Source organism: Thauera terpenica 58Eu, from assembly GCF_000443165.1.
Lineage (GTDB): Bacteria > Pseudomonadota > Gammaproteobacteria > Burkholderiales > Rhodocyclaceae > Thauera > Thauera terpenica.
This window is the reverse complement of record NZ_ATJV01000001.1, coordinates 16,809-41,248: the sequence shown is the minus strand read 5'-3', so window position 1 is coordinate 41,248 and position 24,440 is coordinate 16,809. Positions and strand designations below refer to the sequence as shown.

The 24,440-nt window shown below is 65.1% G+C and carries 25 protein-coding genes; 20 read left to right on the top strand and 5 right to left on the bottom strand.

What is annotated here, in order from left to right; all coding sequences use genetic code 11:
- Positions 1-6: 6 nt before the first annotated feature.
- The 8 genes from M622_RS20985 to M622_RS20950 all read left to right on the top strand — a co-directional run bounded on the left by M622_RS20985 (position 7) and on the right by M622_RS20950 (position 8,248).
- On the top strand, positions 7-1,206 hold the full coding sequence (locus M622_RS20985; protein WP_021247499.1) for an acetyl-CoA C-acyltransferase: 1,200 nt from the start codon (positions 7-9) through the stop codon (positions 1,204-1,206).
- Between the two features lie 274 nt (positions 1,207-1,480).
- Positions 1,481-2,821, top strand: coding sequence for a Na(+)-translocating NADH-quinone reductase subunit A (locus tag M622_RS20980; RefSeq protein ID WP_021247498.1), 1,341 nt, complete (start codon positions 1,481-1,483; stop codon positions 2,819-2,821).
- Between the two features lie 2 nt (positions 2,822-2,823).
- A complete protein-coding gene (locus tag M622_RS20975; RefSeq protein WP_021247497.1) occupies positions 2,824-4,035 on the top strand; it encodes an NADH:ubiquinone reductase (Na(+)-transporting) subunit B in 1,212 nt (403 codons plus the stop codon).
- Complete coding sequence (locus tag M622_RS20970; protein ID WP_021247496.1) at positions 4,028-4,813, top strand: Na(+)-translocating NADH-quinone reductase subunit C; 786 nt, start codon at positions 4,028-4,030, stop codon at positions 4,811-4,813. The genes M622_RS20975 and M622_RS20970 overlap by 8 nt, the downstream gene beginning before the upstream one ends.
- Before the next feature lie 2 nt (positions 4,814-4,815).
- A complete protein-coding gene (locus M622_RS20965) occupies positions 4,816-5,484 on the top strand; it encodes an NADH:ubiquinone reductase (Na(+)-transporting) subunit D (protein ID WP_021247495.1) in 669 nt (222 codons plus the stop codon).
- A gap of 1 nt (position 5,485) precedes the next feature.
- On the top strand, positions 5,486-6,094 hold the full coding sequence (nqrE, locus tag M622_RS20960; protein ID WP_021247494.1) for an NADH:ubiquinone reductase (Na(+)-transporting) subunit E: 609 nt from the start codon (positions 5,486-5,488) through the stop codon (positions 6,092-6,094).
- Positions 6,095-6,109: 15 nt separating this feature from the next.
- Complete coding sequence (gene nqrF, locus M622_RS20955; RefSeq protein ID WP_021247493.1) at positions 6,110-7,336, top strand: NADH:ubiquinone reductase (Na(+)-transporting) subunit F; 1,227 nt, start codon at positions 6,110-6,112, stop codon at positions 7,334-7,336.
- A gap of 111 nt (positions 7,337-7,447) precedes the next feature.
- Complete coding sequence (locus tag M622_RS20950) at positions 7,448-8,248, top strand: enoyl-CoA hydratase (protein WP_021247492.1); 801 nt, start codon at positions 7,448-7,450, stop codon at positions 8,246-8,248.
- 5 nt (positions 8,249-8,253) lie between these two features.
- Here M622_RS20950 and M622_RS20945 read toward each other — a convergent pair whose 3' ends face one another.
- Positions 8,254-9,030 carry a YdcF family protein gene (locus tag M622_RS20945; RefSeq protein ID WP_021247491.1) on the bottom strand — a complete coding sequence of 259 codons (777 nt, stop codon included), beginning with the start codon at positions 9,028-9,030 and terminating at the stop codon, positions 8,254-8,256.
- Positions 9,031-9,179: 149 nt separating this feature from the next.
- Between M622_RS20945 and M622_RS20940 the strand changes: the two genes are divergently transcribed.
- The 10 genes from M622_RS20940 (at position 9,180) to M622_RS20895 (ending at position 18,121) form a co-directional block, all read left to right on the top strand.
- Entirely contained in the window at positions 9,180-9,761 is a 582-nt protein-coding gene (locus tag M622_RS20940) for a DUF2802 domain-containing protein (protein ID WP_021247490.1), read from the top strand.
- The gene (locus M622_RS20935) at positions 9,758-10,396 is read left to right on the top strand and encodes an SPOR domain-containing protein (RefSeq protein WP_021247489.1); all 639 of its coding nucleotides are present in this window, start codon (positions 9,758-9,760) and stop codon (positions 10,394-10,396) included. Before M622_RS20940 ends, M622_RS20935 begins: the two co-directional genes overlap by 4 nt.
- Before the next feature lie 42 nt (positions 10,397-10,438).
- Positions 10,439-10,891, top strand: coding sequence for a flagellar assembly protein FliW (gene fliW, locus M622_RS20930; protein ID WP_021247488.1), 453 nt, complete (start codon positions 10,439-10,441; stop codon positions 10,889-10,891).
- Positions 10,892-11,051: 160 nt separating this feature from the next.
- Positions 11,052-11,432 carry a RidA family protein gene (locus M622_RS20925; protein ID WP_021247487.1) on the top strand — a complete coding sequence of 127 codons (381 nt, stop codon included), beginning with the start codon at positions 11,052-11,054 and terminating at the stop codon, positions 11,430-11,432.
- A gap of 110 nt (positions 11,433-11,542) precedes the next feature.
- On the top strand, positions 11,543-13,609 hold the full coding sequence (recG, locus tag M622_RS20920; RefSeq protein WP_031345988.1) for an ATP-dependent DNA helicase RecG: 2,067 nt from the start codon (positions 11,543-11,545) through the stop codon (positions 13,607-13,609).
- Between the two features lie 66 nt (positions 13,610-13,675).
- Positions 13,676-14,245 (top strand): chorismate--pyruvate lyase family protein, encoded by a 570-nt coding sequence (locus tag M622_RS20915; RefSeq protein ID WP_021247485.1) that lies wholly within the window; start codon positions 13,676-13,678, stop codon positions 14,243-14,245.
- Complete coding sequence (ubiA, locus tag M622_RS20910; protein WP_031345987.1) at positions 14,242-15,123, top strand: 4-hydroxybenzoate octaprenyltransferase; 882 nt, start codon at positions 14,242-14,244, stop codon at positions 15,121-15,123. Before M622_RS20915 ends, ubiA begins: the two co-directional genes overlap by 4 nt.
- A 45-nt stretch (positions 15,124-15,168) precedes the next feature.
- Positions 15,169-15,981: an orotidine-5'-phosphate decarboxylase gene (gene pyrF, locus M622_RS20905; RefSeq protein WP_021247483.1), complete on the top strand. Its 813-nt coding sequence runs from the start codon at positions 15,169-15,171 to the stop codon at positions 15,979-15,981.
- A gap of 85 nt (positions 15,982-16,066) precedes the next feature.
- The gene (gene ubiD / locus M622_RS20900) at positions 16,067-17,566 is read left to right on the top strand and encodes a 4-hydroxy-3-polyprenylbenzoate decarboxylase (RefSeq protein ID WP_021247482.1); all 1,500 of its coding nucleotides are present in this window, start codon (positions 16,067-16,069) and stop codon (positions 17,564-17,566) included.
- Positions 17,567-17,707: 141 nt separating this feature from the next.
- Positions 17,708-18,121 carry a DUF4870 family protein gene (locus M622_RS20895; protein WP_021247481.1) on the top strand — a complete coding sequence of 138 codons (414 nt, stop codon included), beginning with the start codon at positions 17,708-17,710 and terminating at the stop codon, positions 18,119-18,121.
- Positions 18,122-18,135: 14 nt separating this feature from the next.
- On the opposite strand, the gene dacB is transcribed toward M622_RS20895, so the two are convergent.
- Positions 18,136-19,566, bottom strand: coding sequence for a D-alanyl-D-alanine carboxypeptidase/D-alanyl-D-alanine endopeptidase (gene dacB, locus M622_RS20890; protein ID WP_021247480.1), 1,431 nt, complete (start codon positions 19,564-19,566; stop codon positions 18,136-18,138).
- Positions 19,567-19,728: 162 nt separating this feature from the next.
- On the opposite strand from dacB, the gene M622_RS20885 reads away from it, so the two are divergent.
- The gene (locus M622_RS20885; protein WP_021247479.1) at positions 19,729-20,070 is read left to right on the top strand and encodes a hypothetical protein; all 342 of its coding nucleotides are present in this window, start codon (positions 19,729-19,731) and stop codon (positions 20,068-20,070) included.
- Positions 20,071-20,109: 39 nt separating this feature from the next.
- Here the strand turns inward: M622_RS20885 and lysA are convergent, their stop codons facing one another.
- Together lysA and lptM are read right to left on the bottom strand one after the other, a co-directional pair.
- Entirely contained in the window at positions 20,110-21,387 is a 1,278-nt protein-coding gene (lysA, locus tag M622_RS20880; RefSeq protein WP_021247478.1) for a diaminopimelate decarboxylase, read from the bottom strand.
- A complete protein-coding gene (lptM, locus tag M622_RS39525) occupies positions 21,384-21,563 on the bottom strand; it encodes an LPS translocon maturation chaperone LptM (protein ID WP_084520640.1) in 180 nt (59 codons plus the stop codon). Before lptM ends, lysA begins: the two co-directional genes overlap by 4 nt.
- A 45-nt stretch (positions 21,564-21,608) precedes the next feature.
- Between lptM and cyaY the strand changes: the two genes are divergently transcribed.
- A complete protein-coding gene (cyaY, locus tag M622_RS20875) occupies positions 21,609-21,935 on the top strand; it encodes an iron donor protein CyaY (RefSeq protein ID WP_021247477.1) in 327 nt (108 codons plus the stop codon).
- 39 nt (positions 21,936-21,974) lie between these two features.
- Here cyaY and M622_RS20870 read toward each other — a convergent pair whose 3' ends face one another.
- Positions 21,975-24,380 carry a penicillin-binding protein 1A gene (locus tag M622_RS20870; RefSeq protein WP_021247476.1) on the bottom strand — a complete coding sequence of 802 codons (2,406 nt, stop codon included), beginning with the start codon at positions 24,378-24,380 and terminating at the stop codon, positions 21,975-21,977.
- Positions 24,381-24,440: the final 60 nt, after the last annotated feature.

Below are 24,440 nucleotides of genomic sequence, written 5' to 3'. Positions count from 1 at the left end.
ATAGCGATGAGCAAACAGATTCAGGATGCCTACATCGTCGCCGCGCTGCGCACGCCGGTGGCCCGTCGCAATGGCGCGTTTCGCTACGTTCGCCCCGACGACATGCTGGCCAGGGTGTTGCGCGACATCGTCGCCACGGTCCCCAATCTGGACCAGAACGAGATCGGCGACGTGATTGCGGGTTGTGCCATGCCTGAGGCCGAGCAGGGCATGAACGTGGCGCGCATCGCGCTGTTGCTCGCCGGCCTGGCGGACGGCGTGCCCGGAGTGACGGTGAACCGCTTTTGCGCCTCTGGCCTGCAGGCGGTGGCCGATGCCGCCAGCCGCATCCGGCTCGGAGAGGCTGACGTGATGATTGCCGCGGGCACCGAGAGCATGAGCGCGATGCCGCAGATCATGGGCAACAAGGTCAGCATCAACCCGGAGATCTTCGCGCACGCGGAGAACATCGACATTGCCTATGGCATGGGGCTGACCGCCGAACGGGTGGCTGCACAGTGGAAGGTGAGCCGCGAGGATCAGGACGCGTTCGCCGCGGAATCGCATCGGCGCGCGTGCGCAGCCAGTGCTGCTGGGTTGTTTGACGCGGAAATCGTGCCTTATGTGGTGAACAGCCATGTTCCGGGCGAGGGCGGCGTGGTGCGCACGGCCGAACGTAGCGTCGCTCAGGACGAGGGCCCACGTGCGGACTCGTCGGTCGAGAAGCTGGCCCGGCTGCGGCCGGTGTTCGCCGCGCGCGGATCGGTCACCGCAGGCAACAGCTCGCAGATGTCGGACGGTGCTGCCGCCGTGCTGCTGATGAGCGAGGTGGCCTTGAAGCGCTACAACCTGCGCCCGATAGCACGCTTTGTCAGCTATGCGGTGGCAGGCGTGTCGCCTGAAGTGATGGGGATCGGGCCGATCGAGGCCATTCCGCGGGCATTGAAACGGGCGGGCCTTGCGCTGCAGGACATGGGCTGGGTCGAGCTCAACGAGGCGTTCGCGGCGCAGGCGCTGGCGGTGATGCGCCAGCTCGAGATGGATCCGGCGCGGGTCAATCCGCTCGGCGGTGCGATCGCGCTCGGTCACCCGCTGGGCGCCACCGGCGCGATTCGTACGGCAACGCTGATGGCGGCAATGGAGCGCGACCCCGGGCTGCGCTACGGCATGATCAGCATGTGCATTGGCACTGGCATGGGGGCGGCGGGGGTGTTCGAGCGCATGTGAGCGCTCGCTGTCGGTTTTGTGGGGGAGTTTGTCGTATTCGGGGTGGCGAGGGACGCAAGTCTCCTTCCGCCCCGTTTTCGTGTTGTGGATAACACGGATCAGGTCGATGTAAAACAAGCAATCGGCGTGATCGCTGGGTAACAATCTTTTATAATCCCCCAGCTTATGGATGCGGGAGCGTGTCGCCGGCTCACTGACGGTCATCTTTGCGAGGCCATTTTTCGTGAGTTCGTGTGCCCCCCGTCAATGTCACAAGAGATTGGGCGAGAGAGGCATGATCAAAATCAGGCGCGGACTGGATCTGCCCATCACCGGCACGCCGGCGCAGCGCATCGAGCCCGGACGGCCGGTGCGCAGCGTCGCTGTCATCGGTTTCGACTATCACGGCATGCGGCCCACGATGTCGGTCCAGGTGGGTGACCGTGTGAAGCTGGGCGAGGTGCTTTTTTCTGACAAGAAGACACCGGGCGTGGTGTTCACCGCTCCCGGTGCTGGCATCGTGAGTGCCGTCCATCGTGGCGAGCAACGCGTGCTGCAGTCGGTGGTGATCGATCTCGAGGGGGAGGACGCGATCGAATTTGCATCTTTCCCGGATGCCGATATCGACCGCCTCGATGCCAGTCAGGTGCGTGAGAATCTGATCAACTCCGGTCTGTGGACTGCACTGCGTACGCGTCCCTACAGCAAGGTCCCCGCGGTCGACTCCACGCCGAGTTCCATCTTCGTCACGGCGATCGATAGCCATCCGCTGGCAGCCGATCCGACCGTGGTCATTGCCGCCTACCGCGACGATTTTGCCCGTGGGCTGAAAGTGCTGGCCCGCATCGCACGCGTCGTCGTGTGCCACGCAGAGGGCACGCAGATGCCGTGCTCCGGTCTGGCGCAGGTCAGTACCGCGACTTTCGACGGCCCGCACCCGGCCGGTCTGGCGGGCACTCACATTCACTTTATCGACCCGGTCAACGCACAAAAGTCGGTGTGGTACCTGAATTATCAGGACGTGATCGCGGTGGGCAAGCTCTTCGCCAGCGGCCAGTTGTGGACCGAGCGCATCGTGTCGATTGCGGGGCCGATGGTCGACAAGCCGCGCCTGGTGCGCGCTCGTCTGGGCGCCAACCTCGATGAGCTCACCGCGGGCGAACTGCTGCCGGGCAAGAAAGTACGGGTCATCTCCGGCTCGGTGTTTGGTGGGCGTACCGCGCGCGGCGCCTGTGCCTATCTCGGGCGCTATCACCTGCAGGCCTCCTGTCTCGAGGAAGGCACCGAGCGCGAGCTGCTGCATTACCTGCGCGCCGGCGTAGAGAAGCACTCGGTGATGAACCTCTATGTCTCCAAGCTCTCGCCGCAAAAACGCTTCGGCTTCACCACCAGCACCAACGGCAGCCCGCGCGCCATGGTGCCTATCGGTAACTACGAGGAAGTGATGCCGCTCGACATCCTGCCGACGCAATTGCTGCGTTCGCTCATCGTTGGTGACACCGAGATGGCGCAGAAGCTGGGCGCGCTGGAGCTGGACGAGGAGGATCTGGCCTTGTGCACCTATGTGTGTGCGGGCAAGTACGAATACGGTCCCATCCTGCGGGATAACCTGACACGCATCGAGAAGGAGGGTTGAGAATGGGCGTGCGCTCCTGGCTCGACAGCATTGAGCATCACTTTGAAAAAGGTGGCAAGTACGAGAAGCTCTACCCCTTGTACGAAGCCATCGATACCGCTTTGTTCAAGCCGGGCAGCGTCACCCGCAGCACCTCCCATGTGCGCGATGGGCTCGATCTCAAGCGCATGATGATCACGGTGTGGCTGTGCACCTTCCCCGCCATGTTCTTTGGCATGTGGAACGTCGGCTATCAGGCCAACACCATCCTCGCCGCCAGCGCGGATCTGCTGGCGGCTCAGGACGGCTGGCGCATCGCGCTCAGCAGCGCGCTGGCGGGCCTGGATCCGGCCAGCATGTGGGCCAACTGGCTGCATGGTGCGACCTATTTCGTGCCGATCTACCTGACCACCTTCATTGTCGGCGGCTTCTGGGAAGTCCTCTTTGCGTCTGTGCGCAGGCACGAAGTCAATGAGGGTTTCTTCGTCACCTCGGTGCTGTTCGCGCTCACCTGTCCGCCGGACATTCCCTTGTGGCAGGTGGCGATGGGCATCAGCTTCGGTGTGGTGATCGGCAAGGAGGTCTTCGGCGGCACCGGCAAGAACTTTCTCAACCCCGCGCTCACTGGCCGCGCCTTCCTCTACTTTGCCTACCCGGCGCAGATATCCGGCGATGCGGTGTGGACGGCGGTGGACGGCTACACCGGCGCGACCATGTTGTCGCTCGGTGCCGGCGGTGGCATGGACGCAGTGCTCGGCAGCGGCATCGACTGGATGAGCGCCTTCCTCGGTACGGTTCACGGCTCGATCGGCGAAACCAGCACGCTGGCGATCCTGATGGGTGGTGCAGTGCTGCTGGTGATGAAGATCGCCTCATGGCGCATCGTGGCCGGCGTGTTCCTCGGCATGGTGGGCATGGCGCTGGTGTTCAATGCCATCGGCTCGGACAGTAATCCGATGTTTGCCGTGCCCTGGCATTGGCATCTGGTCATGGGCGGCTTCGCCTTCGGCATGATGTTCATGGCCACCGACCCGGTGTCGGCCTCGATGACCAATACCGGCAAGTGGATCTTCGGTGCACTCGTGGGTGTGATGACGGTGCTTGTGCGCGTGGTGAACCCCGCCTTCCCCGAGGGCATCATGCTCGCCATCCTGTTCGCCAACCTGTGTGCGCCGCTGATCGATCACTACGTGGTCGCGGCCAACATCAAGCGGAGGCTCGCACGTAATGTCTAAGAAAGAATCGACGAGCCGCACCCTGCTGGTGGCACTCGCGGTCAGCCTGGTGAGCTCGGTCTTCGTTGCCGGCGCCGCGGTGTCGCTCAAGCCGGTGCAGATCGAGAACCGCCAGCTCGACAAGCAGCGCAGCATTCTGGCCATCGCCGGTCTCGGCGAGGCGACGATGTCCGCGCGGGAAGTCAAGGATCTGTACAACAGCCGCATCAAGGCCCGCGTGCTCGAGCTCGACAGCGGCGAATACAGCGACGCCTTTGATCCCAAACTGTTCGACCCGCTCAAGGCGGCGAGAGACCCCAAGCTGTCCGACGCGCTCAGCGGCGAGGAGGATGTCGCGCTGATCAAGCGCCGTGAGCGCTTCACCACCGTGTACATGGTCGAGCAGGACGGCAAGCTCGAAGCCTTGATCCTGCCAGTGCGCGGCTATGGGCTGTGGTCAACGCTGCATGGTTTCGTCGCCTTGAAGAGCGACCTCAATACCGTGGTCGGCCTTGGTTTTTACCAGCACGCCGAGACGCCGGGCCTGGGCGGCGAAGTGGACAACCCGAAGTGGAAGGCCTTGTGGCCGGGCAAGACCCTCTTCGACGACGCCGGCAAACCCATCATCGAGATCGTCAAGGGTGGCGTCGATCCCTCCAGCGCGCAGGCGGGCCATCAGGTGGATGCGCTTGCCGGCGCTACGCTGACCAGTAATGGCGTTGATCATCTGCTGCAATTCTGGCTCGGCGAGCAGGGCTTCGGGCCTTATCTCGCCAAACTTCGTACCCAGGGGGTCTGATCATGTCCAAGCCCAGCGTAAAGGAAGTCCTGCTCAACCCGATCTTCGCCAACAACCCGATTGGCCTGCAGATCCTCGGCATCTGTTCGGCGCTTGCCGTCACCTCAAACCTGAAGACGGCGCTCGTGATGTCGATCGCGCTGACCCTGGTGACCGCGTTCTCGAACCTGTTCATCTCGATGATCCGCAGCCAGATTCCGGGCTCGATCCGCATGATCGTGCAGATGGTGATCATCGCCTCGCTGGTGATCGTCGTCGATCAGATCCTGCGTGCCTATGCCTTCAGCCTCGCCAAGCAGTTGTCGGTGTTCGTCGGCCTCATCATCACCAACTGCATCGTGATGGGCCGCGCCGAAGCCTTTGCCATGCAGAACCCGCCGGGGTTGTCCTTCATGGACGGCATCGGCAATGGCCTTGGCTACAGCGTCGTGCTGCTCACCCTGGGGGTGATTCGTGAATTGTTCGGCGCCGGCAAGCTGTTCGGTGTCGAGATCATCACGCTGGCCAAGGATGGTGGCTGGTATGTGCCCAACGGGCTGTTGCTGCTGCCGCCTTCGGCCTTCTTCCTCATCGGTCTGTTGATCTGGGCGCTGCGCACCTGGCGCACGGAGCAGGTGGAGGAGCCGGCATTCAGGATGGCGCAGCAGGTCATCACCAAGGAGGCCTACTGAAATGGAACACTATCTGAGCCTCTTCGTGCGTGCGGTGTTCATCGAGAACATGGCGCTGTCCTTCTTTCTTGGCATGTGCACCTTCATCGCCATCTCGAAGAAGGTCGAGACCGCGATCGGCCTGGGCATCGCGGTGATCGTGGTGCAGACCATCACCGTGCCGGCCAACAACCTGATCTACACCTGGTTGCTGCGCGACGGCGCGCTCGCCTGGGCCGGGCTGCCCGATGTCGATCTGTCCTTTCTCGGTCTGCTGTCCTACATCGGCGTGATCGCCGCGATCGTGCAGATCCTCGAGATGCTGCTCGACAAGTACGTGCCCAGCCTCTACAACGCGCTCGGGGTGTTTCTGCCTCTGATCACGGTCAACTGCGCGATCATGGCAGGCTCCCTGTTCATGGTCGAACGCGACTACAACCTCGCCGAGAGTACCGTGTATGGCGTGGGTTCTGGCGCCTCCTGGGCGCTGGCGATCGCGCTGCTCGCCGGTATCCGCGAGAAGCTCAAGTACAGCGATGTGCCCGCCGGCCTGCAGGGCCTGGGTATCACCTTCATTACCATCGGCTTGATGTCGCTGGGCTTCATGTCCTTCTCCGGCGTGCAGCTGTAAAGGCGGGGCAAATAGATGAACAACCAGGAAATCTTCATCGCCATCGGCATGTTCACGGCGATCGTGCTCGCGCTGGTGCTCATAATCCTGATGGCGCGTGCGCGGCTGGTGTCCAGCGGTGACGTCACCATCAATATCAATAACGAGCGCAACGTCGTCGTTCCTGCGGGCGGCAAGCTGCTGCAGACGCTGGCGGCAAACGATATCTTCCTGTCTTCTGCCTGTGGCGGTGGCGGCACCTGCGCGCAGTGCAAATGCGTGGTCGAGGAGGGTGGAGGGGAGATGTTGCCGACCGAGGAGTCGTGCTTCACCCGGCGCGAAGCCAAGGAAGGCTGGCGTCTGGCGTGTCAGACGCCGGTCAAGCAGGACATGAAGATCGAGGTGCCGGAAGAAGTCTTCGGCGTAAAGAAGTGGGAGTGCACGGTCGAATCGAACCCGAACGTTGCCACTTTCATCAAGGAACTCACCCTGCGGCTGCCTGAAGGCGAGGACGTCGCGTTCCGCGCCGGTGGCTACGTGCAGCTTGAATGCCCGCCCCATGTCGTGCACTACAAGGACTTCGCCATCCAGGACGAATATCGTGGCGACTGGGACAAGTTCGACATGTGGCGCTTTGTCTCGAAGGTGGACGAAACCACCATTCGCGCCTACTCGATGGCGAACTACCCGGACGAGAAGGGCCTGGTGAAGTTCAACATCCGCGTCGCCTCGCCACCGCCAGGGCGTGACGACATCCCGCCGGGCAAGATGTCGTCCTGGGTGTTCAACCTCAAGAAGGGTGACAAGGTCACGGTGTATGGGCCGTTTGGCGAATTCTTCGCGCGCCAGACCGATAACGAGATGGTGTTCGTCGGTGGGGGCGCGGGCATGGCGCCGATGCGCTCGCACATCTTCGATCAGCTCAAGCGCCTGCACTCCAAGCGCAAGATCACGTTCTGGTACGGCGCGCGCTCGATGCGCGAGGCCTTCTATGTGGAGGAGTTCGACAAGCTGCAGGAAGAAAACCCGAACTTCACCTGGCATCTTGCATTGTCCGATCCTCTGCCCGAGGACAACTGGACGGGCTATACGGGCTTCATCCATAACGTCCTGTACGAGAACTATCTCAAGGACCACCCGGCGCCGGAAGATTGCGAGTTCTACATGTGTGGCCCACCCATGATGAACTCGGCGGTGATCAAGACCTTGGTCGACCTCGGCGTTGAACACGAGAACATCATGCTGGATGATTTCGGCGGCTGATCGCATCGTCCGTTCGAGGTTTGCGGGGGGTGTGCCGCCCCGTGGCAAAATGCCTGCCTTTGCGCACTTTCCGCGCCTGCAAGGGCGGGCATTTTTTCTGAGGATTGATCCATGGCTGGAACCGTGCTGCTTGAGGTCGCCGACGGCGTCGCGACCCTGACCCTGAACCGCCCGCAGGCGCTGAATGCCTTGTCGGTCGAGATGATGGAAGACCTCGCCGAGACCACCCGCGCGCTCGCAGGGCGCAGTGACTTTACGGTGGTCGTCATCAAGGGCGCGGGCGAGCACTTCATGGCGGGGGGCGACCTCAAGGACTTCGCGCGCCAGCTGCCGCTGGCGCCGGAAGCGCGTCTGGCTGCATTCCAGGCCATGATCGTGCAGCACATCAACCCCACGGTTGAGGTTCTGCAGGGTTTGTCGCAGCCTATCGTTGCCTGCGTGCGGGGCGCCTGTGCAGGCTTCGGGCTGTCCCTGATGGCGGCTTGCGACCTCGTCATCGCCGCCGACAATGCGAAGTTCACCACCGCATATTCCGCCATCGCGCTGTCGGGTGATGGTGGCGCGTCCTATTTCCTGCCGCGCATCGTCGGCGCGCGCAAGGCCGCCGAGTTGCTGCTGCTGGCCGAGCGTTTTGATGCTGCCGAGGCACTGCGCCTGGGCTTGCTCACCCGTGTGGTGCCCGACACCGAGCTCGAGGCCGCAGTCAACAAACTTGTCAGTCGGCTCAAGAGTGGGCCGCTGCACGCCTATGGCGAGATCAAGCGCTTGTTGAGCGCGTCATCCGGCAGTGAGCTCGGCGTGCAGCTGCAGGCCGAGGCCGAAGCCTTCGCGCGCTGTGCGGCAACGGCTGATTTCGCCGAGGGCGTGAGCGCCTTTCTCGACAAGCGCACGCCCGGTTTTCAGGGTCGCTGAGCGGCTCAACGCGAGATGCGGTAGGCAAGCTGTCCCAGGGTCTCGTGCCAGGCGAACCAGCCGGCGTAGGCACTGTTCTGGCTGGGCAGCTCTCCGAGCAGGAAGTTTGCGGGGACCTTGTCCGCGTACACGCCCAGCCAGCCAGTGGGCGCAGCGTGCACGATGAGCCCTGCTGCTTCGAATTCGGCACGGGCGCGAGGCATGTGGGCGGCGTGGGTAACGAGCAGGATCCGTCTCACCCCGGCTGCATCGAGGATGGCAGCACAATGGCGTGCGTTCCCGCGCGTGTCGAGTGAACGCTTCTCCGCCCAGCGCACCGGCACCCCGAAATCCTGCTCCAGCGTGGCCTGCATCAGCACGGCCTCGGGCACTTCGTTCGCTCCCCCGCCACCGCTCACCAGCACCGGCAAGCCGCTCAGGCGGGCCAGTCGTGCGCCATAGCGCAGGCGTTCGAGCGCCAGGCGGTTCACCGTTTCAGCGCCGAACTCGGGTGCATGTTCGCGCCGGCCCGCACCGAGGATGACGATCGCTTCGGCATCGGCCATGGCTTCGACTGCCAGCGGCGCCGGGTCTTCGACCTGCGTGAGCAGCCAGTTCACGCTGGCGGGGGTGATCAGCAGCAGGTTCAGCGTCACGCCAGCCCAGGCCAGTGTGCGTCCCAGGCGCGGGTGAGGCTTGAGCAGCACAAGACCAAGCATGATCGGCAGCAAGGGCAGCAAGGGGGGCAGGGCAAAGGCGGCAAGCAGCTTCTTCAGCCAGAACAACGGCACAGACGGATCCATCGCGTTTGTCCTTGGTGTGGGCGAACAGTATTATCAGGCGATTACTCCTGCAGGCTGGCCGTGTCGATGAGTCCTTTCCTTTCCTTGTCGCCCTGTGTGTCGCCCCGCGGCGGACATGTCGCGGCCCACTTTGTGCGCAGGCCTCGTGCATGACGCTGCGCCTGATTCTATGGGGGCTGGTGGTGATCCTGGTGCTGGGGTCGGTCTGGCAGTTTCTGCGTGCCTTGCGTCTGGGGCGCGCACCGATGACCACATCCAGGTTGGCAGCGACGGCTGAGTCCGGTGACGATGCAGCTGGCGCCGATGACGATGAAGACGGATTCGACTATGCCCCCCAATTGCGCCCCGTGAGCGCGACAATCGCCACCCCACCCGAGCAGGTCGCGCCCGCGCAGCCAGCGCGGGTGCCGACTCCGGTGGTGCCTGCACCGGAGGTGTTTCAGCTTGAACTCGAAGTGCGTCACCTGCAGCGTGAACTCGAAGGGCAGCAGGAGCTCATCGCGCTGCAACGTGCACAGATCGAGGCGCTTCACTCCGAGCTGGGAGGCTTGCACCTGCAGCTTGCGGACGCGGTGGTGGCGCAGCCGAGCACCTCGCCGGAATACAGCGAGGCCATGCAACTCGCCGGCCAGGGTCACGATGCGCAAGAGATCGCTGCGCGCTGCGGCATCAGCGTGGCGGAGGCGGGGCTGGTGCAGTCTCTTGCGCGTGCCGGGGGTGCGCGCTCGTGAGTCCGCAAGCCGCACCGCGCGATGCCCGCCAGCAGCGTAATTCCGCTCTGCGCCGGGCCGCGGGCGCGCTGCTGGGCGCTATCGTCGTGCTGGTTCTTGCCCTGGCGCTTGATCAGGAGCCCGGCGGGGGCGTGGGGACGCAGACGCGGGCATCCCAGCCGCAGGAGGTGACGCCGCCGCCGTCGGCGCAGATTACTGTCGCAGCCGACGAAGAGGAGGCTGCGCCCGGTGTTCCGCCCCTGGCGGTCGCGGCGCCCGCCGCGCCCACGCCGCTTGCGGATGTGCTGCCGATGACAGAAGGCGCTGCGGCGCGTCCGCCGGTGGTGGGAGAAGCCCCTGCAAGCGTGCCGAGTGCGAGGGAAAGGCCGCCCCCCTCCCTGGCGGCCTTGATGGCGGAGGCGGCGTCGGCGCCGGTAGACGGCTACCGCATCCAGCTCGGTGTGTTCAGCGATCCGCAGAATGCGATCGGGCTGGCGCATGAGCTCAATGCACGTGGCCTGGCCGCCGGCATCCAGAGCCGGGTCGTGCTCGGCCCCTTTGGCGACCGTGATGCAGCACACAAGGCTCAGGCTGCGCTGCGCGCCGCTGGGGTGGAGGCGGGTATGCTGTTGCCGCCGGCAAGGAAAAAGCGCTGAGGCTTGCTGCCAGGCCCGGCTCAATCATCCAGAGGGAATTCCATGAAGATCAAAAGCCCTGAATTTGGCACGGTCGAAGTCGCTGACGACCGCATTATCGAGTTTCCTGCGGGCCTGCCCGGCTTCGAGCAATGCCAGCGCTTCGCGCTCGTGCATGAGGAAGGCCGTGAGGCCGAGGTCTTCCTGCTGCAGTCGGTCGACGATCCCGAGGTGGCGTTTTCGGTCACTGCGCCAGCCCGCCTGGGCGTCAACCTGGAGTTCGTCCTCAGTGACGAAGACATGGCCTTGTTGCAGCTCGACGACGCCGGCAAGATCGATGAAGTCGCCGTCGTCATCATCATCCGTTCGCAGAAAAGCGAAGAGGCCGGCCCTGCGGGTGCCGGCCTGAGCGCCAACTTCATGGCGCCGCTGGTGATCAACACGCGCGCGCGCCTGGGCATGCAGAAAGTGATCAGCCGCCTGGGCTGCGAGATCACCTTGCGCCAGCAGGACTGAGACCGCCTGCTCCTGCGAGGGCGCGCTGGCCCTTGCCGGGTAATTTCCTGATAGCCGTGAGCGCGCTGTAAAAAATCGCCGGTGAGCCTGTTTTCGTACGGCTCACCTGTGGCACGCCCGCGGCTTACAATGTCGGCCTTTCGCACATGAGGTGTACAACATGACCCGCAGCATCATCTCCAGCCCTGACGCACCGGCCGCGATCGGTCCCTATTCACAGGCAGTCAAGGTCGGCAACCAGGTCTTCCTGTCCGGTCAGATCGGTCTCGATCCGGTCAGCATGCAGATGGTTGAAGGCGTCGAAGCGCAGGCCGTGCGCGTATTCGATAACCTCAAGGCGGTGGCCGAAGCTGCTGGCGCCTCCTTTGCCGATGTGGTCAAGATCAACATCTATATGACCGATCTGTCCAACTTCGGCGTCGTCAATGAGGTGATGATGCGTTATTTCTCCGAGCCCTATCCGGCCCGTGCCACGGTCGGTGTGCGCGAGTTGCCGCGCGCCGCGCTGGTGGAGGCCGATCTCACCATCGTCCTTGGCTGATTGGCGCAATACACCCGCGTTTGAGCGCAACGCGCTCCGGCGTGGGTTCGCGTTCCCGTGGCACTCCTGCCTGCAGTGGCGTGGCTGTGCAGACCGTGGAGCTCGATTCTGTGCACGCTGAGCCTGCGCCGGACTCCCGTGCGCGCGCCTGGCCAGGGGTTGGCGCGCAACTGCTGGCGAGGCTGGCGAAGCTCGACATCCACCGCCCCGAGGACTTGCTGCTCCATCTGCCGCTGAGGTACGAAGACGAGACCCGGCTGACACCGATCGCCGCCGCCCGGCCGGGTTTTTCCGTTCAGGTCGAGGGCGAGGTGAGCACGTGCGAAATCGTGTTGCGCCCTCGTCGGCAGCTCCTTGTCCGGGTCAGCGACTCGTCGGGCACCCTGATCGCGCGCTGGCTCAATTTCTATCCCTCGCAGCAAAAGCAGCTTGCGCCCGGGCGCCGCGTGCGCCTGTTCGGCGAGGTGCGCGGTGGCTTCTTCGGCGACGAGATGATTCACCCCCGGATCAAATCGGTCGAAGAGGGCGAGGCACTGCCCACGGCGCTGACCCCAGTCTATCCGACCACGGCCGGCGTCGGTCAGCTCACCTTGCGCAAGCTCATTGATCGTGCGCTGGCGAGCATGCAAGTCGACGACCCGCTACCGCCGGACGCCTTGCGTGAGCTCGGCCTGCCCGGCTTTGGCGACGCCGTGCGCGCGCTGCACCACCCCGCCGCCGATGCCGACCCCGCCGCCCTCGAGTTGCGCACGCATCCAGCCTGGCTGCGCATCAAGTTCGAGGAGCTGCTCGTGCAGCAGATGTCGCTGCGTCGTGCCTACAACGCCCGTCGTGCCCGCCAGGCTGTGCCCTTGCCGGTGCGTGGCCGGCTCGGTGCTGCGTTGCTCGACAAGCTGCCCTTTCAGCCCACGGCCGCACAGTCCCGGGTGGTGGCCGAGATCGCCGCCGATCTGGCCGCGCCCTACCCGATGCAGCGCCTGCTGCAGGGCGATGTCGGCAGCGGCAAGACGCTGGTGGCGGCGCTGGCGATGCTGCAGGCGGTCGACAACGGCTGGCAGGCGGCGATGATGGCGCCCACCGAGATCCTCGCCGAGCAGCACTGGCGCAAGCTCTCCGAATGGATGGCGCCGCTGGGGCTGGAAGTGGCCTGGCTGTCCGGCAGCCGGCGCAAGCGCGAGCGCGAAGCCGAGCTTGAACGCTTGCGCCGCGGCGAGCTTCTGCTCGCGGTGGGCACCCACGCCCTGATCGAAGACCCGGTCGCGCTGCCGCGACTCGCGCTTGCCGTGGTGGACGAACAACACCGCTTCGGCGTGCGTCAGCGTCTGGCCTTGCGCGAGAAGGGCGAGGGCGGACGCCGCCCGCACATGCTGATGATGTCGGCGACGCCGATTCCACGCACCCTGGCGATGACGCATTACGCCGATCTGGATGTGTCGGTGCTCGATGAGTTGCCGCCCGGGCGCACGCCCATCCGCACCCGGCTGGTGTCGGACACGCGCCGCGACGAGGTCATCGAACGCGTGCGTCAAGCCTGCCTGGGCGGGCGCCAGGCGTATTGGGTGTGCCCCCTGATCGAGGAGTCCGAAGCGCTGCAGTTGCAGACTGCGGTCGAGACCTTCGACACCTTGCGCGCGGCGCTGCCCGAGTTGAAGGTGGGCTTGGTGCATGGCCGGCTGAAAGCCGATGAGAAGTCGGCGACGATGAAAGCTTTCTCTGCCGGCGAGCTCGATGTGCTGGTGGCCACCACCGTGATCGAGGTCGGGGTCGATGTGCCCAAGGCCAGCCTGATGGTCATCGAGCACGCCGAGCGCTTCGGCCTCGCCCAGTTGCACCAGTTGCGCGGCCGCGTCGGGCGCGGCAGCGCGGAGTCGGTGTGCATCCTGATCTACGCCCAGCCCTTGTCGCAGACCGGGCGTGAGCGTCTGAAGGTGATCTACGAGAACACTGACGGTTTCGAGATCGCGCGTGCCGATCTGCGTATTCGCGGCCCTGGTGAATTTGTCGGCGCGCGTCAGAGCGGCCTGCCCTTGTTGCGCTATGCCAGTCTGGAAGAGGACGCCGCGCTCATCGACCCCGCACGCGCGCTGGCCGAACGCATGCTGCGCGAGCTGCCTGCGGCGACCGAAGGTCTGTTGCAGCGCTGGCTCGGCGGACGCGAGGCGCTTTTGCGCGCCTGATCGGCCCCGGCTGCAGTCTTGCCCGGCGCGCTTGCTAAAATACGCCTTCGTTCTGCAAGAGCCCCCATGCTTACCCGTCTCCACCGCGAAACCTGGTTGCCCCGTCCACCGCGCACCACCGTCCCACCTGCCCTCATGTCCTGGCTCACCGACCCTTCCTCCCTCACCGCGCGCGTCAAGGCACGCTGCAGCGAGTTCGGCGTCCAGCTACTGGGGCAGAAGCTGGGACGGGCGCTGCGGGACGAGGCCGTCCTGCTCGGCCTGCGCGCAGGCGAGCGCGTGTGGGTGAGGGAGGTGTTGTTGATCGCAGACGGCCAGCCGGTGGTGTTCGCGCGCTCGCTGCTTCCATTGGAGAACGTGCGTGGTGCGTGGCATCTGTTTCAGGGTTTCGGGGCGCGCCCGCTGGGCGCAGCGCTGTTCTCCGATGCGGCGATCACGCGCGCGCCGCTGGCCTGTAGCCGGCTCGATGCGCGCGATGCGCGTTATCATCGGGCGCACGCCCTGCTGTCCACACGGACGCCGCCGGTGAGTTTGGCGCGTGAGCTGTGGGGGCGGCGCTCACTGTTTTGCCGGCATGGCCGGGCGCTGATGGTGAGTGAATTCTTCCTGCCTGCGATATTCGATCTGCCCCAATGACCCACGCCATGAGCCTCAGCGCCAAGTTGCCCCACTACGCCCGCCTGATGCGGATCGACAAGCCGATCGGCACCTTGCTCCTGCTGTGGCCGACGCTGTGGGCCTTGTGGTTTGCCGCCGACGGCTGGCCGCCCTTGTACCTGCTGGTGATCTTCGTGCTCGGCACCTTCCTCATGCGCTCGGCGGGCTGCGTCATCAATGATTACGCCGACCGCAACATCGATGGTCATGTGGAACGGACCCGCAACCGCCCGCTGGCGACCGGCATGGTCAGCACGCGAGAGGCGCTGCTGCTGGCGCTCGGCTTGTCCGTGCTTGCCTTCATGCTGCTCCTGCCGCTCGATGGCCTGGTCATCTGGCTGTCCGTGCCGGCGCTGTTTCTGGCGGGCAGCTATCCCTTCACCAAGCGTTTTCTTGCCATTCCACAGGCCTATCTCGGCATCGCCTTCGGCTTCGGCATTCCGATGGGTTTTGCCGCAGTGCTTGGCGAGGTGCCCGCCATTGCCTGGGTGATGCTGCTCGCCAACGTGTTCTGGGCCATCGCCTATGACACCGAGTACGCGATGGTTGACCGGCCCGACGACATCAAGATCGGGGTGAAGAGCTCGGCGCTGACCTTCGGTCGTTTCGACGTCAGTGCGGTGATGCTGTGTTACGCGATCACGCTCGGCCTGTTGGCACTGGTCGGCGTCATGGCCGAGCGCGGCACAGCCTGGTTTGTCGGTCTGCTGGTGGCGGCCGCGATTGCGCTCCATCACTACACCTTGATCCGCGAGCGCGAGCGCGACGCCTGCTTCAAGGCCTTCCGTCACAACAACTGGCTGGGTGCGGCGGTGTTCGCCGGCCTGCTCATTGACGATCTGCTGCGCCGCGTCTGAGCACTCCATCAGTAACTTCAGTCCCGCTACTTTCTGGACCCCCACATGCACTTCATGACCGCCCTCGAGGCTGCCTGGCGGCAGCGCAACAGCCTGCTGTGCGTTGGCCTGGACCCCGACCCAGCCCGCTTCCCTGCCCACCTGCAGGGGCGCCCGCACGCCATCCTCGAGTTCTGCACCCAGATCGTCGATGCCACCGCCGACCTGGTGTGCTGCTTCAAGCCGCAGATTGCCTACTTTGCCGCGCGTCGCGCCGAAGACCAGCTCGAGGCGCTGATCGAGCACATCCATACGCGCCACCCTGGCACCCCGGTGGTGCTGGATGCCAAGCGCGGCGACATCGGCAGCACGGCCGAGCAGTACGCGGTGGAGGCCTTCGAGCGCTTCAAGGCCGACGCCATCACGGTCAATCCCTACATGGGGCGTGATTCGGTTGATCCCTATCTCGCCTATCCGGACAAGGGCGTGATCCTGCTGTGCCGCACCTCCAACCCCGGCGGCTCCGATCTCCAGTTCCTCGACGTGGGTGGGCTCAAGCTGTACGAGCACGTCGCCCGTCTGGTGGCTGAAGAGTGGAACGCGAGCGGCAACTGCGGTCTGGTCGTGGGGGCCACCTTTCCGGCCGAAATCGCCCGCGTGCGCGCACTCATTGGCGACATGCCCTTGCTGGTGCCTGGCATCGGTGCGCAGGGGGGTGACATCGCCGCCACCCTGGCCGCCGGCCTCAGCACGCATGGCGCGGGCCTGATGATCAACTCTTCACGGGCGATCCTGTACGCCGGCCAGGACGAAAACTTCGCCGCCGCCGCACGTCAGGCCGCGCTTGACACCCGCGACGCCATCAACGCCCAGCGTTGAGCGGCGCTGCAACTTCTCTCTTGTCCGCTGTCCTAACGGGCTCCCGTGCTTGCCCGCACGGCTTTGCCCACTGTGAGACTTTTTCATGAAATACAAGGATCTGCGCGATTTTATCGCCCAACTGGAAGTGCGCGGCGAACTCAAGTGCATCACGGTGGAGGTCGACACCCACCTCGAGATGACCGAGATCGCCGACCGCGTGCTGCGCGCCGGTGGCCCCGCGCTCTTGTTCGAGAAGCCGGTGACCCGTGGCGTGGCGCAGGCGATTCCGGTGCTCGCCAACCTGTTCGGCACGCCGCAGCGGGTGGCGATGGGCATGGGCGAGGACGTCGCCGACGGCGACTGGAGCACGCCGCTGCGCGAGGTGGGCAAACTGCTCGCCTATCTCAAGGAGCCCGAGCCGCCCAAGGGCTTGAAGGACGCCTGGGAAAAGCTGCCGGTGCTCAAGCAAGTGCTCAACATGGCGCCCAGGGAAGTGCGCTCCGCGCCCTGCCAGCAGGTGGTGTGGGAAGGTGAGGGTGAGAACGGCGTCGATCTGGCCAAACTGCCGATCCAGCACTGCTGGCCGGGTGATGCCGCGCCGCTGATCACCTGGGGTCTGGTGGTGACGCGCGGGCCGCACAAGAAGCGCCAGAACCTGGGCATCTACCGCCAGCAAGTCATTGGCCGCAACCGGGTGATCATGCGCTGGCTGGCGCACCGCGGCGGCGCGCTCGACTTCCTCGAGCACCAGCGCGCGCATCCGGGCGAGCCCTTTCCGGTGGCGGTGGTGCTGGGCTGTGATCCGGCCACCATCCTGGGCGCGGTCACGCCGGTGCCGGATTCCATCTCCGAGTACCAGTTCGCCGGGCTGCTGCGCGGCGCCAAGACCGAGCTGGTGAAATGCATGGGCAGCGACCTGCAGGTGCCGGCATCGGCCGAGATCGTGCTTGAAGGCGTGATCCATCCGGATGATATGGCGCCGGAAGGCCCGTATGGCGACCACACCGGTTATTACAACGAAGTGTCGGATTTTCCGGTGTTCACCATCGAACGCATCACCATGCGGCGCGACCCCATCTACCACTCCACCTACACCGGCAAGCCACCCGACGAGCCGGCGATGCTGGGTGTGGCGCTCAACGAAGTGTTCGTGCCGCTGCTGCAGAAGCAGTTCACCGAAATCGTCGATTTCTATCTGCCGCCTGAAGGTTGCTCCTACCGCCTGGCGGTGGTCAGCATCGACAAGCAATACCCTGGCCATGCCAAGCGCGTGATGTTCGGCATCTGGAGCTTCCTGCGCCAGTTCATGTACACCAAGTTCATCATCGTGGTCGATGCGGACGTGAACATCCGTGACTGGAAGGAAGTGATCTGGGCGCTCACCACGCGCATGGATGCCAGCCGCGATACCACCCTGGTCGACAACACGCCGATCGACTATCTCGACTTCGCCAGCCCGGTTGCCGGTCTGGGCAGCAAGATGGGCCTGGATGCGACCAACAAGTGGCCAGGCGAGACCCAGCGCGAATGGGGTACGCCCATCGTCATGGACGAAGCGGTCAAGCGCCGGGTCGATGAAATATGGGGCGCACTCGGTCTTTGATGCGAGTTGCTCGCGGGCGGGGCTGTGGCAGTGCAACATCTCGCGCGGTGGCCTGTCCAAGCCCTCATCATGGTTTTGGCGTCACGTACTCTGAGTCGTGGGGCTGTGCCTGGCAGCGCCTGCCAAACCGAAGGAGAAACGATGAATAAGCCCGTCCCCGCACCCACGTCGTTCGGCCAGCCGAGCGCGAACATGGTCACCGTCACCCACCTGATCTACGCCCTGCATGGGTTTGCCGTGTTTACCGGCCTGGTGGGCTCGGCCACCATCATCGGCAGCTTCGTCGCCAGCCTTCCGTCCATCGCGGCGATCGTGCTCAACTACTGGAATCAGGCGGCGGTGCGCGGCACCTGGCTCGAGAGCCACTTTCGCTGGCAGATCCGTACCTTCTGGTTCGCCGTGCTGTGGGTCGTGGTCGCCGTGCTCATGTTCCTGACCGTGATCGGCATCCCCTTTGCGTTGCTGGTGATGGGGCTGGTCGGCTTGTGGATCCTGTACCGTGTGGCGCGCGGCTGGCTGGCGCTGAGTGGCCAGCGTGGCATGCCGATGGACTGAGGGCCGCGCACGTTCTACAAGCCGCCGGCCCAGACCCATTCGAGCAAGGCGTCCTGAGCGGCGGCGCTCGCGGCTGCCTCAGCGTGGTTCACCATCATCACCACGGCATGGCGACGGCCATTGCGGTCTAGCACATAGCCGGCAATCGCGCGCACGCCGTTGAGCGAGCCGGTCTTGATGTGGGCACGGCCGTTCGCCGCGCTGTCGCGCAGACGCCGGCGTGCCGTACCGTCCACACCCGCGATCGGAAGTGCGGAGATGTACTCCGGCATCCACGGCCGCTGCCAGGCAAGCAGCAGCAGGTGGCCCAGCATGTCTGCGCTGACGCGCTCGATGCGCGACAGGCCGGAGCCGTTCTCGATGAGCAGGGCGCGGGTATCGAGGCCGACGCGTGCAAGGCTTTCAAGGGCGATACGGGCGCCTTCCGCCACCATGTCCGATGTCTCGGGGGCAAGACTGGGGTGGGTGGCCGCGAGGCTGGCCAGCAGCTGGCGGGCGATGACGTTGCTCGACCATTTGTTCATGTCGCGGATGATGTCCGCGAGCGGCGGCGAGTCGTGAGTGAGCAGGGTCCGGGTGCCGACCGGCATGATGCCATTGCGTACCAGTCCATCGAGGTGGCCGCCGAGCTCCGACCACAGCGTGGCGACGAGTGCGGTGCCGAATTCCTCCGGTGGCAGCGGTGCTGCACTCCAGGTGCGCGGGCCGCAGGCGGCGGGCAGGCTGCCGCTGAGCACGAGCCGGCGTCCCGGCTCGAGCGTGGCCTCAAGGTCGCGATACCAAACGTCGCAGGCGGCGTTCGAGGTGTGCACACGGTTGTCGATGAGCACTCCGGCAAGCGCGGGCTCGGCCACCACGGTGACGGCTTCGTTGGTCTGTTGGCCGGGAAAGAGCGCGAGCTGCAGGGTGTTGTAGTGCATCAGCAGGCCGTAGGGGCCGCTGTTGTATGGCCGCAGGCCGCGGCCGTCAAAGGCGTCGGGATCGTGCGCGGGCAGTCGCAGCACGGAGGCGTCGAGCACGATGTCGCCGCTGATGCGCTCTATGCCCAGGCCGCGCAGGCGGCGCAAGAGCTTGCCGACGCGCTCCTGGTCGAGCACGGGGTCTGCGCCGCCGACGAGGTACACGTCGCCCGCGAGCACGCCCTTGGACACCGTGGCACTGCTCGCGAGCTGTGTGCTCCAGGTGTGGGCGGGGCCGAGTTGTTCGAATGCGGCAAATGCGGTGACGAGCTTCATCACCGACGCCGGGTTCATCGGCTGCTCAGCGTTCAGGCTCAGGCTGGGGGTCTTGTCATCGACCGCCTGTACCCATATCGAGACCGCATCCGGCGTGATGTGGGCGTTCTCGAGCGCGAGCATGAGCGGCGGCGGCAGCCCTTGCGCGGCGCACAAGGGGGCTGCGAACAGGGCAAGGGTGCTCAAGAGCAGGTGCGCGGCGCGTCGCATACGGCGGTATAGTGCACTGCAGCACGGTTGCTGACGGAAGGGTGCCAGCCGTTTCCCTGCACAGTGGCAGAATAAAACCATTGAAGATGGGGTGCGCTCGTTGGAATTCATCGATACCGACGTCGGGGACTTGTTTTTCGGCGTGACTGCAAGGTTCTTGAAATGAGTGGATTTGGAAATTATGCGCGCCGGGCGAAAGAGATCGAGCGCGAGATATTCCTGCGCGGGCTGGCGCTCGGAGTCGACTGGGATGACCCCATCCGCCTGCGCGCGCTGGCGCGTCACGCCTTGAGCTGCAAGCCGGGCTGCGTGGATAGCTTGTTCCGTAGCGCGCTGAGCGAGGACAAGCTCACCGCCGAGTTGTTCGCCTTGTCCGAGCTCATGCTGCACACCATGCGCCAGAGTGCGCAGATTGACGTCAATACCAGTGCCGGCAAGACATGGAAGGCTTTTGGTCGAGCCCTTTACCAGGAGGCTGAACTGCTGGCCCAGAGCAAGGGCTGACAAGGTGGCCTTGCCACCTTGCCAGCGGGTCGCGAGGGACTACAGCGGCTTTTCGTCCGCAAACAGCGCGTCAATCGTTTCGCGCGCACGCACCAGGTGCGCCTGCTCGCCATCGACGATGACTTCGGCGGCACGCGGGCGGGTGTTGTAGTTCGAGCTCATCGTCATGCCATAAGCCCCCGCTGACAAGATGGCGAGCAGGTCACCCTCTTCCACTGCCAGCTCGCGTTCCCTGGCCAGGAAGTCGCCACTTTCGCAAATCGGACCGACGACGTCATAGGTTTGTGCCGGAGTCGCGCGCGCGACGACTTCGACCACGTCGTGCCAGGCGTCGTAGAGCGCAGGCCGTGCAAGGTCGTTCATGGCGGCATCGACGATGGCGAAGTTCTTCGTCTCGCCCGGCTTCAGGTACTCGATGCGGGTCAGCAGCAGGCCGGCGTTGCCCACCAGTGAGCGGCCGGGCTCGAAACATAGTTCCTCGGTGCGCCCCTCGAATACCTTCAGCAGTGGTGCAAGATAGTCGGCAACGCCAGGCGGCGTTTCGTCCTGGTAGCGGATGCCGAGTCCGCCGCCGAGGTCGATGTGGTCGAGCGTGATGCCATCGGTGGCGAGGCGGTCGACGAGTTCCGCCAGCTTTTGCGCCGCCTCGGCGATCGGTGCAGGGTCGAGCAGTTGCGAACCGATGTGACAGGCGATGCCGCTGATGTGCAGGTTGGGCAGGGCGCGGGCGCGGGCATAGAGCGCCTGCGCATCGGCGAAGGCGACGCCGAACTTGTTGCCCTTGAGGCCGGTGGAAATGTAGGGGTGTGTCTTCGGGTCGACATCCGGATTGACGCGCAAGGCGACCGGCGCCTTCACCCCGAGCTCGGCGGCAATGCTGTCCAGACGCTCGAGCTCGGCTGCGGACTCGACATTGAAGCAGCGGATGCCGGCGCGCAGCGCCTGGCGCATCTCGTCGCGAGTCTTGCCCACACCCGAGAACACCACCTTGTCCGCACGCCCCCCGGCGGCCAGCACGCGCGCCAGCTCGCCACCCGAGACGATGTCGAAGCCCGCCCCCAGGCGGGCGAAAACAGATAGCACGCCGAGGTTGGAGTTCGCCTTCACCGCATAGCACACGAGCGCACGACGCCCGCTCAGGGCCTGCTGCCAGGCGTCGAAGGCGGCTGTGAGCGCGGCCTTCGAATACACATAGCTCGGAGTGCCGAATTGTTCGGCAAGCTGGGTCAGCGGCACGTCTTCAAGGCTCAGTTCGCCATTGTCGGCATGCAGGGTCGGGATCGGGTAGGGGGAGACGGTGTTGTGTGTTGCGGTCATTGGCTCAGGGCGTCCGGGATCAGCTCCGGTCGCATCAGTGGTTTGTTATGATCGGCGCCCGGTGCAGGCTGGCCGGATGCGCTCGTCTGGGGTGCGGGCAGATGGAGTGGGCCCTTGATGCCACAGGCCGACACCAGCGCGCAGGCAAGCGCGATTAGGGTTGTTTTCACTCGCATCGCCATCGTTTACCAAAAACCGGAATGCTATCAGAAGGAATCCGCATGGAAGAATCCGTCTTCAACGCAATGGCCGAGGCCGAGCTCGCACGCATCGAGACCGCCCTCGAGGAGTGTGGCGCGGATATGGACGTCGAGCCCAAGCAGGGCTGCGTGCTTGAGATCGAATTCGACAACGGCAGCAAGATGATCATCAACCGCCACACCGCGGCGCGTGAAATCTGGGTGGCGGCAAAGTCGGGCGGCTTTCACTTCCGTCCGGTGGATGACAGCTGGCGCGATACCCGCGATGGTAGCGAACTGTGGGCCATGCTGTCGGCGCTGGTGAGCGCGCAGGCGGGGGTGGCGCTCACCCTCGTGCGCGCCGACTGAGGGTGGAATGAGGGTGCGGCTCATGCCTGCGCCCTGAGCTCAGCGTCGGATCGGCACCGGTATGCGGTCCACGACCGGTGCTGGCGCTTGTGCCGACGGGGGCGGGCGGGGTGCGAATGAGGGCGTGGCTTCCTCGGGCGCCTCCAGCGCGGGCCCGTCTTCGGAGGCGAACATGTCGCGCAGCCATTCCGGTGCAAGCGGGGGCTCGGGCGGGGCGTATTCGGCGTACTGGTAGTCCGTGCGGCTACCGTCGCCGGCCTGGACTTCGATCAGCCCGTCCGGACGCGGGCGCTGCACCTCGGGGGCGCCGGCGAGCGCTGCGCTCATGTAGCTGATCCAGATCGGCAGCGCGGCCGCGCCTCCGGTTTCGCCCCGGCCGAGGTTGCGCGGTTGGCTGAAGCCCACCCACGACACGGCAACCAGGTCAGGGTTGTAGCCACAGAACCAGGCATCGAGGTAGTCATTCGTGGTCCCCGTCTTGCCGGCGAGGTCGTTACGCTTGAGGCTGCGCGCACGGGTGGCGGTGCCGTGCGTGACCACGTCCTGCAGCATCGAATCGACCAGCCAGGCATTGCGTGGATCGAGCACGCGCGGTGCGCTCTCGCCCGCGACCACGGGATCGGTGCGTGCGATCAGCTTGCCGTTGCCGTCGTAGATTTCCTTCACCACGTAGGGGTTGATGCGAAAGCCGCCGTTGGCAAACACCGCGTAACCACCCGCGAGTTCCCAGGGCGTGACGCTGCCGGCACCGAGCGCCATGGTGAGATAGGGCGGATGCTTGGAGGAGTCGAAGCCGAAGCGGCCGACATAATCCTGGGCAAACTGCGGCGTGATGTCCTCCAGCACGCGGATCGAGACCATGTTCTTCGAACGCGCGAGCCCCTCGCGCAGGGTCATCGGGCCGCTGTATTTGCCGTCGTAGTTTTTCGGCTCCCAGGCCTGACTGCCGGTGACGCCGGCCGGAAAATAAAGCGGCTCGTCGGCGACGACGTGGCCGGGGCCGTAGCCACGCTCGAGCGCGGCTGAGTAAATGAAGGGTTTGAAGCTCGAGCCCGGCTGGCGCTGGCCCTGAGTGACGTGGTTGAACTTGTTGCGGTTGAAGTCGAAGCCGCCCACCAGCGCGCGAATTGCGCCGTCGCGCGGGTCGATGGACACCAGGGCGGACTGCACTTCGGGAACCTGTGCGATCTCCCAGCCCTTGTCGCCGTTGTCGCGGATGCGCACGATGGCGCCGCGGCGGATGCGACGCGCCTGCGGCGCCTTGTCGGCCAGCATCGGCGCGGCAAAGCGCAGGCCGTTGGCGCTGATGGTGATTTCCTCGCCGCGGCGGTATACCTTGACCTGCTTGGGCGTGGCCTGCAGCACCACCGCGGCGAGGAGATCATCGTAGTCGCTGTGCTCGGCGAGCACTTCGTCGAGCTGCTCGTCCGAGGCGCTGTCCGCTGCCAGACTGGCGAAGGCCTCGGGGCCACGGTAGCCATGGCGCCGGTCATAGTCCGTCACCCCCTTGCGCAGCGCGGCGTAGGCGGCCTCCTGGTCCTTGCGCGTGACGGTGGTGAAGATGCGTATGCCCAGCTCGTAGGCCTGCTCGCCGAACTGCTCGACCGCGATCTGGCGCGCCATTTCGGCGACGTACTCGCCGTGAATGTTGTCCGCGTGTTGTTTGCGCGCCACAGCGGTGTCGCGCTGACTGCGGGTCGGCGTGGCCACCGCAATCGCGGCCTCGAAGTCGGTCTGCCGGATGAAGCCGGCTTCGAGCATGCGGCGCAGCACATATTGCTGGCGCACGGCGGCACGCGCAGGATTGACCACCGGGTTGTATGCGGACGGCGCCTTCGGCAGGCCCGCCAGCATCGCGGCTTCAGCCAGGCTGAGCGCGTCCAGCGTCTTGCCGTAGTAGGCCCGTGCGGCCACTGCAAAGCCATAGGCGCGCTGGCCGAGGTAGATCTGGTTGATGTAGAGCTCGAGAATCTGGTCCTTGCTCAGCTCGCGCTCAATCTTGAGTGCGAGCAGGATCTCGTAGAGCTTGCGGTTATAGGTCTTCTCGCGGGTCAGGAAGAAGTTGCGTGCAACCTGCATGGTGATCGTCGATGCGCCCTGGCCGCGCCCGCCCGAGGTCAGGTTGGCGAGGGCAGCGCGGGCGATGCCCAGCGGATCAACCCCGGCATGCTCGTAGAAACGCTCGTCCTCAGCGGCGAGGATGGCGTGCTTGAGCGCTGATGGAACTTCGGCAATGCGCACCACGTCACGGCGCTCTTCGCCAAACTCGGCGAGCAGGTGACCATCCGACGTATATACTCGGAGTGGGATTCGAGGCCGGTAGTCGGTCAGGGACTCAAGCGAAGGAAGGTTGGGCCACGCGAACAGCGATACCGCAGCCAGCGTGGCAAGACCGAGAATCGCCAGCGCGAGCAGCGCTGCGATCGGATAGAGGACCCAGCGCATCAGCAGTCCAGAAACGTCGAAAGGGCCCGCATTATACGAGATGCCCCCAAGGCCCGCTGT